At 42.6% G+C, this 14,558-nt stretch carries 13 protein-coding genes; 10 read left to right on the plus strand and 3 right to left on the minus strand.

Annotation, left to right across the window (positions count from 1 at the left end; genetic code table 11):
- Nucleotides 1-125 precede the first annotated feature (125 nt).
- The 8 genes from AC4HAI_RS00085 (at nt 126) to AC4HAI_RS00120 (ending at nt 9,357) form a co-directional block, all read left to right on the plus strand.
- Complete coding sequence (locus tag AC4HAI_RS00085; protein ID WP_491079100.1) at nt 126-983, plus strand: hypothetical protein; 858 nt, start codon at nt 126-128, stop codon at nt 981-983.
- 526 nt (nt 984-1,509) lie between these two features.
- Nucleotides 1,510-3,456, plus strand: coding sequence for a MucBP domain-containing protein (locus tag AC4HAI_RS00090; RefSeq protein ID WP_491109936.1), 1,947 nt, complete (start codon nt 1,510-1,512; stop codon nt 3,454-3,456).
- 133 nt (nt 3,457-3,589) lie between these two features.
- The gene (gene recG / locus AC4HAI_RS00095) at nt 3,590-5,605 is read left to right on the plus strand and encodes an ATP-dependent DNA helicase RecG (RefSeq protein WP_491079102.1); all 2,016 of its coding nucleotides are present in this window, start codon (nt 3,590-3,592) and stop codon (nt 5,603-5,605) included.
- Between the two features lie 158 nt (nt 5,606-5,763).
- On the plus strand, nt 5,764-6,639 hold the full coding sequence (locus AC4HAI_RS00100; RefSeq protein WP_491109937.1) for an ABC transporter ATP-binding protein: 876 nt from the start codon (nt 5,764-5,766) through the stop codon (nt 6,637-6,639).
- Nucleotides 6,640-6,655: 16 nt separating this feature from the next.
- Entirely contained in the window at nt 6,656-7,360 is a 705-nt protein-coding gene (locus tag AC4HAI_RS00105) for a hypothetical protein (protein WP_491079104.1), read from the plus strand.
- 197 nt (nt 7,361-7,557) lie between these two features.
- On the plus strand, nt 7,558-8,076 hold the full coding sequence (locus tag AC4HAI_RS00110) for a DUF2975 domain-containing protein (RefSeq protein ID WP_491079106.1): 519 nt from the start codon (nt 7,558-7,560) through the stop codon (nt 8,074-8,076).
- A gap of 11 nt (nt 8,077-8,087) precedes the next feature.
- Nucleotides 8,088-8,297 carry a helix-turn-helix domain-containing protein gene (locus AC4HAI_RS00115; protein ID WP_491079107.1) on the plus strand — a complete coding sequence of 70 codons (210 nt, stop codon included), beginning with the start codon at nt 8,088-8,090 and terminating at the stop codon, nt 8,295-8,297.
- A gap of 145 nt (nt 8,298-8,442) precedes the next feature.
- Nucleotides 8,443-9,357: an aldo/keto reductase gene (locus tag AC4HAI_RS00120; protein ID WP_491079108.1), complete on the plus strand. Its 915-nt coding sequence runs from the start codon at nt 8,443-8,445 to the stop codon at nt 9,355-9,357.
- Between the two features lie 402 nt (nt 9,358-9,759).
- Here AC4HAI_RS00120 and AC4HAI_RS00125 read toward each other — a convergent pair whose 3' ends face one another.
- Nucleotides 9,760-9,906: a hypothetical protein gene (locus AC4HAI_RS00125; RefSeq protein WP_491079109.1), complete on the minus strand. Its 147-nt coding sequence runs from the start codon at nt 9,904-9,906 to the stop codon at nt 9,760-9,762.
- Nucleotides 9,907-9,971: 65 nt separating this feature from the next.
- Nucleotides 9,972-10,937: an asparaginase gene (locus AC4HAI_RS00130; protein ID WP_491079110.1), complete on the minus strand. Its 966-nt coding sequence runs from the start codon at nt 10,935-10,937 to the stop codon at nt 9,972-9,974.
- A gap of 73 nt (nt 10,938-11,010) precedes the next feature.
- Here AC4HAI_RS00130 and AC4HAI_RS00135 point away from each other — a divergent pair, with 73 nt between their 5' ends.
- Nucleotides 11,011-12,414, plus strand: a complete 1,404-nt coding sequence (locus tag AC4HAI_RS00135; protein ID WP_491079111.1) for a Cof-type HAD-IIB family hydrolase — start codon at nt 11,011-11,013, stop codon at nt 12,412-12,414.
- Nucleotides 12,415-12,497: 83 nt separating this feature from the next.
- On the opposite strand, the gene AC4HAI_RS00140 is transcribed toward AC4HAI_RS00135, so the two are convergent.
- Complete coding sequence (locus AC4HAI_RS00140) at nt 12,498-12,950, minus strand: universal stress protein (RefSeq protein ID WP_491079112.1); 453 nt, start codon at nt 12,948-12,950, stop codon at nt 12,498-12,500.
- Nucleotides 12,951-13,181: 231 nt separating this feature from the next.
- Between AC4HAI_RS00140 and AC4HAI_RS00145 the strand changes: the two genes are divergently transcribed.
- Nucleotides 13,182-14,396: a pyridoxal phosphate-dependent aminotransferase gene (locus tag AC4HAI_RS00145; RefSeq protein WP_491109938.1), complete on the plus strand. Its 1,215-nt coding sequence runs from the start codon at nt 13,182-13,184 to the stop codon at nt 14,394-14,396.
- Nucleotides 14,397-14,558: the final 162 nt, after the last annotated feature.

Genomic DNA, 14,558 nt, shown 5'->3' on the forward strand with positions numbered 1-14,558 from the left:
AAAAATAAGTTTGCTTTTTGAGATATGGAGGTACTATCTGGGAGGTTTTTGGTATAATGGAAAGCAGATATGATTTAAGTTTTGATTAACCAAAACCACCTAAAGAAAAGTAAGGAGAAAGTGACGTGAGCAACTCAGCTGTCATTACACGCATGCAGGAGCATCTGCTATCTATGTTAGTAGATGTGACTAATCTGTGCTTTAGAGAAGGGATTAGTCTCTATGCTGTGGGAGATACCCTGCTTGGGGCTAGTGAGGCTTATGGCTTTCTACCGGGTCAGGCCAGCTTAGAGATGGCCCTTTATCGGTCTGACGTTGCTAGATTGGCAAAAGCTTTGTCAAGATCCGATCGCTATGAGCTCATGATACCTGAGATAGGACAAGCAGGCCAGGAGGTCAGCCATCCTCGTCTCTATTTAAAGGATTCGCTCTATAGACAGACCCATGCTCCCGTGACCTATGCGGAAAAACTCTATATGGATCTTTATACCATTGAAGCTGTTCCTGATAATCCCCTCAAGCGTTTTTACTATGGATTTGAGAGTCGGCTTTTGGATATCGTCGCTTCTAGTGTCTTTTTGACGCATGATGGCCACCACCAGCTGGCTGGTCATTCCTTCGGCGCTAAGCTAGGTATCCAAGTGTTGGGGACTCTCTTTAGTGTTAAGTCTTACAGCTACTGGAATGCCCGTGCTTATCAGTGGCATGGCAGCTATAGTGATACCTCTAGTCAACAGGTCAGTCTTCCTGGTGCTGCCAAGGGCTATTTTGGTGAGATGTTGGATCGTCACATTTTTGACGAAGTCTATCCCTTACCTTTTTCTGGCTATGAGGTTTTTGCGCCAATAGACTATAGAGCCTATCTGACCAACAATTATGGTGAAGATCTAAAAGAAGCAGCAGCTCAAGGCTACCAAGAGACACCTTTACCTGTTGAGTTTGAGGTAGATGGGCAACGTATTCACTCAGCTACAAATCTTTAATGGCTGGCTGATTTTTGAAAGCTGACTAAACCTATTCTCAAGGACTGATTTTTCTGTTTTGGACAGGATTCGGTCCTTTTTGCTTGGTTTAAATACACCTGACCTCACAGTTAAGGGATGGAAGGGATTTTATCTTTATCATCCTTCAATAGAACTATTTTTTTCAAAAGTGGGCTGCTTATTGATGTTTAAGCAATGACCTATCAGCAAATTGAGAAATGTAATATTTCTTAAATGTAACTAAAAGATTACATTTTGAAGTCAAATAAATTGACGATACTGACATGTGGTGATACAATAAAATCGCAATTTCCATTAAGGACATAAATAACTCAGATTGAATAGGGAAGGTGAGAGTTCCCTGTTCAAAGGATTAAGAGGGAGGCAGAGTTAATTCCTAAGCCTGAGATGAGAGACAAGTTTAGGAATTTGGCTCTGTTGATGAGAGAGCTATTCATTGAATTAATAAGAAGTTGCGAATTATAATTATGACGCTCAAAAGAGCGTGAAAGGGAGAGAATTTTATATGAAACAACAAGTTAATGCTAAAGGCTATGGTACCTTAAAGAAATTTAAAGATATTGGTCTTGCAGGTGTCTTGATGCTTTTTGCGACTGCTGCCATAGCAGGTTCACAAACAGTTTATGGGGATGAGGTGGCTCCCGCTGCTTCTGAAAACTCAGCAACCTTCTCATTGACAGCATCTGTTGACAGTCAAACAGGTTCAACTTCTGAAGCTGCCTTGGCGGAGATTGCAGCTGATACTGCAGCAGTAGAAACGCCTGCAGAAGCATCAGCTCCTGTTTCGACAACTGCTGCACCCGAGACTCAAGAAGAGGCTGCATCAGTAGCCAACACAACGACAGCTACCGTAACCCACGAGCAAACAACTGTTTCTGAATCACGTGCATCCATTGAGGTATCTACAAAAGTGGATACAAAGGTTAAAGAAGGTGATACTATTGACTATACTTTCACTAACCTGCCCTTAGGTGGTCTAAATGGTAAAGATGTGACCATTGCTGATGGAACAGTTGTTGGTAAGTTAGAATTGGTTGGTAAAGAATCAGAGCCGTTCAATAATCAACAAAATAACACTCGTGATAATAACTCTGTGGAAGATCAACAGCTATCAGCAGAGACTATGGCTAATAGCTTTAAACTACGTGTTGTTTTCAATAAAGCAGCTGAGGATGTGATTGATCTTTCCTATAAATTTGGTTATACCAATCAATACTATACTCACTTACTGTCATCAGTCGAATATGCTTATGTTACTAAGATCGCTGCCGGTGGTAAGGAAGTAGCTACTGATGAGGTTAAAGTTGGTGCCTACGGAAAAGAAAGCATTCCTCAGACTGTTGTTGAAGTAGCTAGCCCATTAAACTCTGTAGAATCAGCTGAAAATGGTTTGAAATTGACCAATGGTAAGTTTGCGGTTGTTTTAAAAAATAGTGCTAACAATCCAATCGTAGAAGGTTCAATAATTACGGTTAAAGTTGATGGTACTGCTCTTGTGACCTTGACCAATAAAGTTGGTGATATTCTCAAACAAGATTCACAGCGTGGTTATTATGATGATACTGTTGTAAATGCTCACAATATCATTTTAAATGATCGTGAACAAGCTATCTTTGAAGTGATTTCAAATGATGGTGAGTCTATTGTTCTTAAATCGCTGAAGGGTCTCGAAAAGACTAATAAATTTGCCTTGGAGCTAAAAGCAAGCTATACACCAAGTTCTGATGAAATCAGTGAAGATGGTAAAAAAATTACAGGAATCAATAATACTGAGTTGACAATTACTGATCCATCAGGAAATCTTGTTTATACAACTGAGCACGATAATGACACAGCTAATATCTATGGAAACAGCATCACTGCAGAAGCTGCTTTTACAGGAAAAGTTGTGGTTCGTCATGTTACTACTGATGGTGTTGTGCTTGAGGAAGAGCCAGCGCGTGCCGGTAAAGAAGGTGAGTCTTACGAGACTTCTCGTTCAAACTTTGATGGTTATTCTTATGTAAGTTCAAGTGATAATACATCAGGTCAATTTACTCGTGGTACAATTGTTGTTACCTATACTTATGAAAAAAATGCTCCAACAACGATTCCTGGCGGTAATTCTCCGCATACCCCAACTCCAGAAAATCCGACTCCAGAGCAACCAACTCCAGAAGAGCCAACTAAGGATGTTCCACAAAAGCCAAATGGTTACAGATGCTACATCCCAGTTAAGTATACTTATGTTGCCTATGTACCAGTAACATATGTTGTATCTTATTGCCCACCAACCTACTATTATGTAGCAGCTGGTTGCTATCCTTATGGCTCACGTCTGTCGTACAGCAGCTATTCATATTCAAGATATAGCCTACGTACCAGCTATAGCCGTAGTTATAACTATGCCTCATGCTTCGGTTACTCAGGAGCTCATTACCCATCTCATTCCTACCGAGTAAACTGCTGGTAATGGGATGATATAACAGAGTTAGAGTATCTGATAATGATCGAAAGTTATCTAAGCATCTTCTTTTAGGAGGTGCTTTTTGTTTGCTCTAATAAAATCCTTTGGTTGCCTGGGGCTCACGTGCTATAATGGTTCTATGTTATTAGGTCAACCAATTGCTGCACTTAAGGGGTTTGGCCCTAAGTCGGCAGAAAAATTTACTAAATTGGGACTCTTTACTATTGAGGATCTGCTATTGTATTTTCCTTTTCGTTATGAGGATTTTAAGAGGAGATCGGTCTTTGAGCTTGTCGATGGGGAGAAGGCTGTTATTACAGGGACTGTCGTGACACCTGCTAATGTCCAGTATTATGGCTTTAAGCGCAATCGTCTTTCTTTCAAGATTAAGCAGGGCGAAGCGGTCATTGCCGTTAGCTTTTTTAATCAGCCTTATCTGGCGGACAAGATTGAGCTAGGAGCAGAGGTGGCGATCTTTGGGAAATGGGATGCAGCTAAGTCTGCTGTGACTGGGATCAAGGTCTTAGCCCAGATAGAAGATGATATGCAACCGGTTTACCATGTGGCTCAGGGCATTTCACAAACTGCCTTGATCAAGGCTATTCGCTCTGCCTTTGACAGCGGTGCTCTGAATGAGTTAAGAGAAAGTCTACCCCAGATCCTGTTGGATAAGTATCGTCTTATGGGACGCCAGGAAGCTGTTAGGGCTATGCATTTTCCTCGGGATCTAGCTGACTACCACCAGGCTCTGCGACGTATTAAGTTTGAGGAACTCTTTTATTTTCAACTCAACCTTCACGTTCTCAAATCGGCTAATAGGTCTGAGACCAGCGGTCTTGCGATAGCCTATGATCACGATCAGTTAGCACAAAGAGTAGCTCAGTTGCCTTTTGAGCTGACTGCTGCTCAAAAGCGCAGTCTCGATGAGATCTTGGCTGATATGCGATCAGGTGCCCATATGAATCGATTGCTTCAAGGAGATGTCGGCTCTGGAAAGACAATAGTAGCTAGTCTAGCCATGTATGCGGCCTATACTGCGGGATTTCAGTCAGCGCTTATGGTGCCGACTGAAATTTTGGCTCAGCAACATTTTGAGAGCTTGATAGCTCTCTTTCCTCAACTCAATATTGCCCTTTTGACCTCAGGGATGAAAGCTGCGGTTAAAAAGGCGGCCCTGTCAGGGATTGCGGATGGATCAGTTGATATGGTTATAGGGACGCATGCCCTGATCCAAGATGGAGTGGATTATCACAAGCTGGGTTTGGTCATCACTGATGAACAGCATCGCTTTGGGGTTAATCAACGTCGGGTCTTTCGTGAAAAAGGTGATAATCCTGATGTTTTGATGATGACGGCAACACCGATCCCAAGGACTTTAGCTATTACGGCTTTTGGTGAGATGGATGTGTCTATTATTGATCAGCTGCCAGCGGGGCGTAAGCCTATTATCACACGCTGGGTCAAGCATGAACAGCTCGAGACAGTCTTGGACTGGTTAGGTAGTGAGTTGGATAAAAAGGCTCAAGCCTATATTATTTCACCCTTGATAGAGGAGTCAGAGGCTTTAGATCTAAAAAATGCTGTGGCACTTCACCAAGATTTGGTTGATTACTTTGGTGATCGTGCCAGCGTTGCCTTAATGCACGGGCGGATGAAAACGCAAGAAAAAGATGCTATCATGCAGGCCTTTAAAGATCAGCAAGCACAAGTCCTTGTATCTACAACGGTTATTGAGGTTGGGGTCAATGTTCCCAATGCTACGGTTATGATTATCATGGATGCTGATCGCTTTGGCCTCAGCCAGCTCCACCAGCTTAGGGGGCGAGTTGGTCGTGGAGATAAGCAGTCTTACTGTATCTTGGTGGCCAATCCTAAAAATGAGGTCGGAAAACGTCGGATGACAGCTATGTGTGAGACGACGGACGGCTTTGCCCTAGCTGAGGAAGACCTCAAAATGCGGGGGTCTGGGGAAATCTTTGGGACGCGCCAGTCAGGGATTCCAGAATTTCAAGTGGCTGATATTGTGGAAGATTATAATATCTTAGAAGAAGCCAGACGCATGGCTGCTCAGATCGTTCAAGATCCTAACTGGCAGACGGATCCTAATTGGCAACTATTGCTCCCCCACCTAAAAGAGAGCGGAAATTTTGATTAAATATTATAGAGCTGGAGGTTTTAGACTTCAGCTTTTTTGTTCAAAAAATTATCGTTTTTTAATAATTTTTTATTGACAAAAGGTTTTTTCTCAGGTAACATGTAATTATCGAAAGACGATAATTACATATCGATAAAAAGATAAAGTGAGGAAATCTTATGTCAAAAGACTTGTTGTTAAGGATTCAAGGCGTGACTAAAACCTATGGGAAACATAGCGTTTTAGCAGATGTTTCTTTTCCTATTCACAGAGGTGAGATATTAGGTCTAGTGGGACAAAATGGTGCTGGTAAGACGACCTTGATCCGTATTTTATCAGGCTTGATTGCCAAGAATGGCGGAGAGATCACTCGAACGTCTAATTATAGAATCGGCGCTCTTATCGAGTCGCCTGTCCTCTATCCTAATATGTCAGCCTTTGCTAATCTTAAATACTCCGCCTTACAAATCGGGATTAAACAGGCAGATCAAAGGATTAAGGAAGTTTTGAATCTGGTGGGGCTAGCCAATGTCGACCGTAAGAAGAAGGTCAAGGACTTTTCACTTGGTATGCGCCAGCGCATGGCTATTGCTTTGTCTATTCTAGATTTTCCAGATTTTCTGATTTTAGATGAGCCGATCAATGGTTTAGATCCTGCAGGTATCAAGGAGATGCGGGATATTATCCATCAGCTGAGAGATCAGTATGGTATTACAATCTTGATTTCCAGCCATATTTTATCAGAGTTAGAGCTGGTGGTGGATCGCTTTGTGATCCTGCATAAGGGTAGGATTATCAAGGATATTGAAAAATCAGCACTCAAGAGTGTTGTCTCTGAAAAAGTTTACCTAGCTACGACCAATAATAGCTTAGCTTTTTCCGTATTGGAAAAGCTGAGACTAAATCCTAGTCTGCAAGATGATAAGATCGTTCTGGATCCGGATCGCTCTGTGCATCAGATCATTCTTGATTTGTTGGATAAGGAGATTGAAATTACTGATATTTACCATGCTGGTAGTAGCTTTGAAGATTACTATCTGAACTTACTTGATTAGAAAGGAAGGATTTCTCATGAATTATATAAAAGCAGATCTCTATCGTATTGTTAAGGAGAAGTTGGCTTTAGTATCTCTGGTGTTGCTTTTGGTGTTTGCTATGATCTTTGCTTATGTCTATCGCAAGGATGTTTCAGATAGTGCCATGGTCAATGCGATCTCTGTATGGTCTAGTTTGATGCCCTTGTTTTTAGTGACGCCGGCTAAGATATTCTTCGGAGAGGATTTTGCTAATCGGACTGTCAATAATTTTTTGATTAAGAGTCAAGATCGCTTGAAGGTATTTAGTTACAAATGGGTTGCCCACTTAGGCATGAGTATCTTATTTGTTCTCCTTGCCTATGTCCTGACGAGCTTTCTATTTCTTATTTGGTCTGGGCATGCTCATCTTGGAGTAGCCATGAAGTATTTCCTTTACCAACTGCCTATCTATCTGGTTATCTCTAGCTTGATTGGCTTGATTTTCAACTTTTTCAAGCGCAGTTACCAATCTTATACGGTCTATCTGCTCTTGGCCCTGCTCTTTGATAATCTTTTTACCTTATTGATGGCTCTTACCTTTAAGACCTCTGTATTTATGCCTTATTTGATGTTTAATCAATTGGGGCAGGTAGATCCGACTGGTGTCTATTTGACTAAGACCGTTATCTGTGCTCTCTTTGCTAGTCTGATTTATGCGGTATTAGGCTTTGGCTTATTTTATAAGCGTGAATTTAAATAGAAGGTGGTAGAGCTATAATGGAGATGCGGCTGTTACCCTGCCAAAGAGCTTTGATGGTCAGTTTAATCTGACGAGTAGGGCAGGTGATATCACTCACCGTCCAAAATCTGGACCCAATACTAAGCGCCAAGCCAAGATAGAGGTGGATGGTAATTTGCAGGTCTATCTGAAATAAAAATGAATAAAGGAGTTCTCTGATGTCTAGACAAAACAAACTTATAAAAGCGATCTACTATGTTATAAACCTTGTATTAGGATTTAACTATTTACTTTTGGGAATTTTGGTTCTGATCGGTGTGATATCTAGCGGTGTTGCTGTGTTTATGCCAGAATTTAGGGATGAGATTAGTAGGGGATTAGATTTTGATAAAGTCTCTTGGTGGGGTATTGGTTTATTATTATTTAGTATCCTCTATTATTTTGTAACAACTGTATTAATTCTTAGAAATATCAAGCAATTCTTGAGGAATCTGCTTGATGATCATATTTTTACAGATCAAAATGTCACATTAGCTCGTCGGACTAGTCTATACTTATTGTTAGCGTCGTTTTTGACAGGTGGATCAGGTATCATTAATTTTAGTGTCGGTATGGAGAATGATGATATTTCATTATTTAACTTGGCTTATATCTTAATTGCACTTTTGGTTTGGGTGATTTCTGTAGTGCTAGAAAGAGCGGTTGCCATCGCTAAAGAAAATGAATTTACGATATAGGAAGTGGCTTTATGATCATTATCAATTTAGATGTTGAGCTGGCTAAGAAAAAGATGAAGTCTAGTGAGCTGGCTGAGCGTATCGGCATTACACCTGCCAATCTTTCCATTCTCAAGACCGGTAAGGCTAAAGCCATTCGTTTCACGACTCTTGAAGCCATCTGTCGGGAACTGGATTGCCAGCCAGGAGATATTTTGGAGTATCGGGAAGATGAAGAGTGATGAAAAGGAGAGTGGGCTCAATCAGTAAACCGTGAGAAAATCACGGTTTTGATTTTGTTGTCCAGCTCTTGACAGCAGATATTTGAAATCGCTTACATATTTTTGTATAATTTAGCTAGTCATCTTACTAGTGAGGAAGAAACTGATGAAGCAAATAATTGGACAAACAGGTCTTGAAGGTTCTCGTATTGCACTGGGCTGTATGCGTATGGCGGATTTGGAGCGTGCTCAGGCAGAACGTGTGATTGGGACAGCTTTGGAAACTGGTATTAATTTTTTTGATCATGCCGATATTTATGGTGGCGGTCAGTCAGAGATCCGCTTTGGTGAAGTCCTGAAAACCTTGGAAGTTGCACGTGATTCTATTATTTTACAGTCTAAGTGTGGCATTAGGCAGGGCTACTTTGACTTTTCCAAAGAGCATATCTTGGAATCGGTAGATGGTATTTTGGAGCGCTTGGGGACCGATTATTTGGATATTTTGGTGCTTCATCGTCCAGATGCCTTGGTTGAGCCAGAAGAAGTGGCAGAAGCTTTTGATCGTTTGAGGGAGTCTGGCAAGGTTAGGCACTTTGGTGTCAGCAATCACAATCGCTATCAGATGGAGCTTTTGCAGGCTTATCTCAAGGAACCTTTAGTCGTCAATCAAATGCAGCTTTCTCCGGCTCATACCCCCATGCTTGATGCTGGTCTCAATGTTAATATGACTAATGCTGCTAGTGTCGACCGTGATAATGGTACTATTGAGTATTGTCGACTCAATAAGGTAACCCTGCAGGCTTGGTCCCCTTTTCAGATTGATCTTGGTAGAGGCTTGTTTATGGGAAGTGCTGATTATCAGGAGCTGACGCAAAAGATTGAAACCTATGCCAAGCAGTATCAAGTCTCTACAGAAGCAGTTATCGTGGCTTGGATCCTGCGTCATCCTGCTCAGATACAGACGATTGTTGGCTCGATGAATCCAGAGCGCCTGCAGCGTATTGCTCAGGCTGAAGATTTTGAGCTCACTCGTCCTGAGTGGTATGATATTTATAGAAGTGCTGGTAATCGTTTACCGTAAAAAGAGAGTGGGACAGAAATCAATAATTCGAAGAATTTGATTTCTCTCCGCTTTTTTATTTCTAGGCGTTCGACCTGAAACGGTCTCTCCCCAGACCGTTTCACTCCCACCTCCGCACAGTTGATTAAGCTCTAAACATCCAGTGGATGTTTAGAGACTATCACTTGCATGGCAAGGGATAAGGACTACCAATCAGCAGTGGTTCATTGGTACTAAAGCACCTAATGAACTGTGCAGGGGTAAGACTAAAGTTGGCATAGCCAACAAGTCTTACTCCCAACCACTGCGCCTAGCAAATAAAATTGACCAAATAAATAAGGCTGAGAACTTTTGTCTCAGTCTCTTTTTATATGTTTTAGATTGGCTGGATTAGCAACGGTTAGTGATTCTTTGGTGGATATTTTATTTTGTTTTCTTGACCCAACAGATCAGTGCTGTGGTGGCTACTATGGTTCCAAAGAAGGCATAGAGATGGGCCTTTGATAATTCTAATCGGTATTCAACAGAAGAACCTTTTGATCTGTCATATGCTGAGACTTGCATTTTCATGGTTGTTTAACCTCCTATGTATTTTTGTCTATTAACTAGTTGGGCTTGTCTGTCTTATCTGATTATTAACCTTCAATATAATGTTTGAGAGCTTCTCCCTGTAGCCCTGCACTGAGGGCAATGAGGAGTTTGAGACGGGCCTTGGGGGCATTGAGTTCTTTGACAAACATGACACCTGCTTGGTGGAGCTTGACCCCGCCGCCATCGTAGGCATAGACTGGCTCTGCAATACCGTTGAAGCAACGAGAGACAAGGACGACGGGAATTCCTTGCGCCATGAGTTTATTGATTTCTTCGGCAGCCTGGGGTGGAAGATTACCAGCGCCGAGCGCTTCGATGACGAGCCCATCGATTTTGTCAGGGTCTAATAGACTGATGATGCCATCTCCAAGTCCCATGCCGGCATAGGCCTTGATGATGGGGACTGTACCAGAAATACTGTCAAGGTCAAAGCGTACACGGGGCTCAGCTGTTTTGAAAAAGAGGAGATCGTTTTTCATGATGACCCCCAAAGGGCCGTGTGTTGGTGTGTTGAAGGTAGCTACATTGGTAGTATGGGTCTTGGTGACATACTTGGCTGCGTGGATCTCATCATTCATGACGACCAAGACCCCCTTATCTGCTGCCTTGTCATGACTGGCTACCCGGATAGCGCTGAGGTAGTTGTAGACGCCGTCGCTGCCTAGCTCATTGGATGAGCGCATGGCTCCGGTCAGCACAATGGGGATCTGGGGCACCTCCATAGTATCGAGGAAGTAGGCTGTTTCCTCCAAGGTATCCGTCCCGTGGGTGATGACGACCCCATCGTACTGACCAGCTGTTTCACGGATTTTATGATAGAGAGCTAGCATATGGTAGGGAGTGATATGGGGACTGGGGAGGTTGATAAAGTCTACAACGTCTAGCTGAATATCAGAGAAATCAGAGCTGATATGATTCATAGGATTATCGTGACTAGGGCTGACATGCCCCGACTGATCAGCCTGCATGGAAATGGTACCACCTGTGTGGAGAACCAGGATTTTTTTCATCTTTGGCAAGTATCCTTCTTTGATTGTGTTATAATTAATTTTAACACAATCAGTGAGAAAGGGAGTCTTGGAATTGGCGATTAAATCGGTATTTTTTGATATTGATGGGACACTGTTGACGGATCGAAAGAATGTGTCACGCTCAACGCAGCAGGCGATCGAGAAGCTCAAGCAGCAAGGCATTCTGGTTGGTGTTGCGACTGGACGTGGTCCGGCTTTTGTCAGTCCTTTTATGGAGAATCTGGGACTGGACTTTGCAGTGACTTACAATGGTCAGTATATTTTCACCAGAGATAAGGTTATCTATCAGAATCAATTACCTAAGTCAACGGTCTATCGCCTGATCAAGTATGCTCAAGAGCGCCGAAGAGAGGTCTCTCTAGGGACTGCTTTTGGTCTGCAAGGCTCTAATATTATCAATATGGGGACCAGTACTTTCGGTCAGCTAGTCAGCCGTTTAGTTCCTAAAAAGTTCACGAAATTGGTCGAACGCAGCTTTAAAAATGTTATTCGTCGGATCAAGCCCCAGAATCTAGAGACTCTCAAGACGATTATGCGTGAGCCGGTCTTTCAGGTGGTCATGGTGGCTACCAAGCAGGACACCACTTCGCTTGAGGATAAATTTCCTCATATCAAAATGACACGCTCCAGCCCCTATTCGCTTGATCTCATCTCTGAGGGTCAATCCAAGATCAGAGGGATCGAGCGCTTGGGTGAGCTTCTTGATTTTACCATGGATGAGGTTATGGCCTTTGGGGACTCGGAAAATGATCTCGAAATGCTCCAAGAATCTGGTGTCGGTGTTGCCATGGGAAATGCGACTGATGGAGCCAGAGCTGTCGCTACCTATGTCACTGACAGCAACAATCAAGATGGGATTGCTAAGGCTTTGGGTCATTATGGACTCATTCATTTTGAGAGTGAGAATGACTTCTTATCAGCTGATGAAAACTTCAATAAAGTTCGTGATTTCCATCGTCTTATGGATGGTGAGGTTACCAATACCCCTCGTACCTATACCATTAGTGAAGCTAGTCACCGTGCCGATTTCAAGCTTGAGGAAATTGTCGAATATCTACATGCAGCTAGTCATAATCAAGACGAATTTGACTTGGCTGTATCGGAACTTCATACGGCTTTAGATAAGGCAGTAGCTAAGGTCAATAGTAAGGATCATCCAGAAAGTCCCCTGGTTGGTCAAGTCGATGCTCTGACCGATCTGCTCTATCTGACTTATGGGTCTTTTGTCTTGATGGGGGTGGATCCCAGTCATATCTTTGAGACTGTCCATGCGGCTAATATGGGCAAGATCTTTCCAGATGGCAAGGCCCATTTCGATCCTGTTACCCACAAGGTTCTCAAGCCAGATGACTGGCAGGAGCGCTTTGCGCCAGAGCCTGCTATTAAGCGTGAGGTGGACCGCCAGCTGCGAAAAGCCATGGTGCGTGATCAAAATGCTAAGAAGAAGTCCCGCTGACATCGATAGGGGGTAAAAAGCCTTCTGCTTTCAATTCAGTAAGCAGAAGGCTTTTTGAGTGTCGTAAACTTGGGGTGACTATCTTAGATTGTCTTTTCTTCATCTCTGACGATGAGGATATCAACCTTGGCATGGCGCATGATATATTCAGAAGATGAGCCGATGAGGAGACGTTCAAAGCTGTTGAGACCTGTTGCACCAAGTAGGATCAAGTCAACGGATTCTCTTTCAGGAATGTCAACCGCTAAGAGCCGTTTAGGATTACCAAATTCGATGATCTTGTGAACATTGGTGAGGCCAGCGTCTTGAGCAGTTTTGATGTAACCGTCCAAAAGCAGATTCGCTTCTTTTTCCAAGCTATCGTAGGTAAAAGTGTCTACGGCTGCTACATTTTGAATGGCACGTGTGTCAATGACGTGAGCTAGGAGTAGCTCTGCCTGATTACGCCGAGCAACAGCTATTCCTTTTTTGAGGGCTAACTCAGCTTGATCAGAGCCATCAACAGCGACAAGGATATGTTTGTAAGATTGAGTCATAGGGGTGCTTTCCGCCTTTCATTTTTACTTCGCTTACATTATACTCCAATTCTTATAATCTTGAAAGCGATTACTTGAATTTTCCGAAAATTTTATGATTTATATTTGGAAATCGCCGAATCGGAGAGGAAATCTTTTGTGGTTTTTGAAAAAATATTCTGAATTTTAATCCTTATCTGTCCTCAACTGGTAAAAATTAAGCTATAATAGGGCAATAGAGGTAAACAGAATATGAAAGAATTTGATAAATCGACTAAGTTAGAACATGTGGCTTATGATATACGGGGGCCTGTTTTGGATGAGGCCAATCGCATGCTGGCTAATGGTGAAAAGATCCTGCGCTTAAATACCGGTAACCCAGCTGCCTTTGGTTTTACAGCTCCAGATGAGGTCATTCGGGATCTGATGGTGCACGTTCGTGATAGTGAGGGCTATGCTGATTCTAAAGGGATATTTTCAGCTCGCAAGGCGATTATGCAGTACTGCCAGACCAAGGGATTTCCACCTGTAGATGTTGAAGATATCTATATTGGCAATGGGGTCTCTGAGCTGATTTCTATGTCTATGCAAGCTCTTTTGGATGATGGGGATGAGGTCTTAGTGCCTATGCCAGACTATCCTTTGTGGACAGCTTGTGTCAGTCTGTCTGGTGGGAAAGCCGTTCACTATATCTGTGATGAGCAGGCAGAGTGGTATCCGGATATGGATGATATTCGCTCCAAGATCACTTCAAATACTAAGGCTATCGTCGTTATCAATCCCAATAATCCAACGGGAGCGCTCTATCCTAGGGATGTTTTGGAGGAGATTGTAGAGATCGCTCGTCAGAATGATCTTATCATTTTTGCAGATGAGATTTATGATCGCTTGGTCATGGATGGTGCCCACCATACAGCTATTGCCAGTCTGGCTCCGGATGTCTTTTGTGTCTCTATGAATGGTCTTTCTAAGAGCCACCGGATCTGTGGTTTTCGTGTGGGTTGGATGGTTCTCTCTGGTTCTAAGCATCATGTCAAAGGCTATATCGAAGGACTCAACATGTTGTCTAATATGCGTCTGTGTTCCAATGTTTTGGCACAGCATGTGGTTCAGACTTCTTTGGGTGGCTATCAGTCAGGTGATGAACTGTTGATTCCTGGCGGCCGGATCTATGAACAGCGTGAGTTTATTACCAAGGCTATCAATGATATCCCTGGCCTCTCAGCTGTTAAACCCAAGGCCGGTCTTTATATCTTTCCAAAGATCGACCAAAATATGTATCGCATTGAAGATGATGAAGCCTTTGTTCTGGATCTACTTAAGCAAGAGAAGGTTATGCTGGTTCCTGGTAAGGGATTTAACTGGCATAAGCCAGACCATTTTCGTATTGTTTACCTTCCTAGAGTTGAAGAACTGGCAGAGGTGCAAGAAAAGATCACTCGTGTCCTGGCTCAATATCGTCGGTAAGCTGATTGCATGAAGGACTAATATGAAGAGTTTGGAACAAAGATCCAGACTCTTTTTCATTTCTGTCTTACTCTTAGATATTATAATTTTGGCGCAATAGGAAATATTCTGATAATTGTTTGCAATTTAAAAAGTGCTTTGCTATAATGAGGTGAAAAATCA

Source organism: Streptococcus sp. ALY_208 (assembly GCF_058314295.1).

What these genes read in the sequence shown, in the direction of transcription:
- AC4HAI_RS00090 (WP_491109936.1), top strand. Translation starts at nt 1,510, where the DNA reads ATGAAACAACAAGTTAATGCTAAAGGCTATGGTACCTTAAAGAAATTT.
- recG (WP_491079102.1), top strand. Translation starts at nt 3,590, where the DNA reads ATGTTATTAGGTCAACCAATTGCTGCACTTAAGGGGTTTGGCCCTAAG.
- AC4HAI_RS00100 (WP_491109937.1), top strand. Translation starts at nt 5,764, where the DNA reads ATGTCAAAAGACTTGTTGTTAAGGATTCAAGGCGTGACTAAAACCTAT.
- AC4HAI_RS00105 (WP_491079104.1), top strand. Translation starts at nt 6,656, where the DNA reads ATGAATTATATAAAAGCAGATCTCTATCGTATTGTTAAGGAGAAGTTG.
- AC4HAI_RS00110 (WP_491079106.1), top strand. Translation starts at nt 7,558, where the DNA reads ATGTCTAGACAAAACAAACTTATAAAAGCGATCTACTATGTTATAAAC.
- AC4HAI_RS00115 (WP_491079107.1), top strand. Translation starts at nt 8,088, where the DNA reads ATGATCATTATCAATTTAGATGTTGAGCTGGCTAAGAAAAAGATGAAG.
- AC4HAI_RS00120 (WP_491079108.1), top strand. Translation starts at nt 8,443, where the DNA reads ATGAAGCAAATAATTGGACAAACAGGTCTTGAAGGTTCTCGTATTGCA.
- AC4HAI_RS00125 (WP_491079109.1), bottom strand. Translation starts at nt 9,906, where the DNA reads ATGAAAATGCAAGTCTCAGCATATGACAGATCAAAAGGTTCTTCTGTT.
- AC4HAI_RS00130 (WP_491079110.1), bottom strand. Translation starts at nt 10,937, where the DNA reads ATGAAAAAAATCCTGGTTCTCCACACAGGTGGTACCATTTCCATGCAG.
- AC4HAI_RS00140 (WP_491079112.1), bottom strand. Translation starts at nt 12,950, where the DNA reads ATGACTCAATCTTACAAACATATCCTTGTCGCTGTTGATGGCTCTGAT.
- AC4HAI_RS00145 (WP_491109938.1), top strand. Translation starts at nt 13,182, where the DNA reads ATGAAAGAATTTGATAAATCGACTAAGTTAGAACATGTGGCTTATGAT.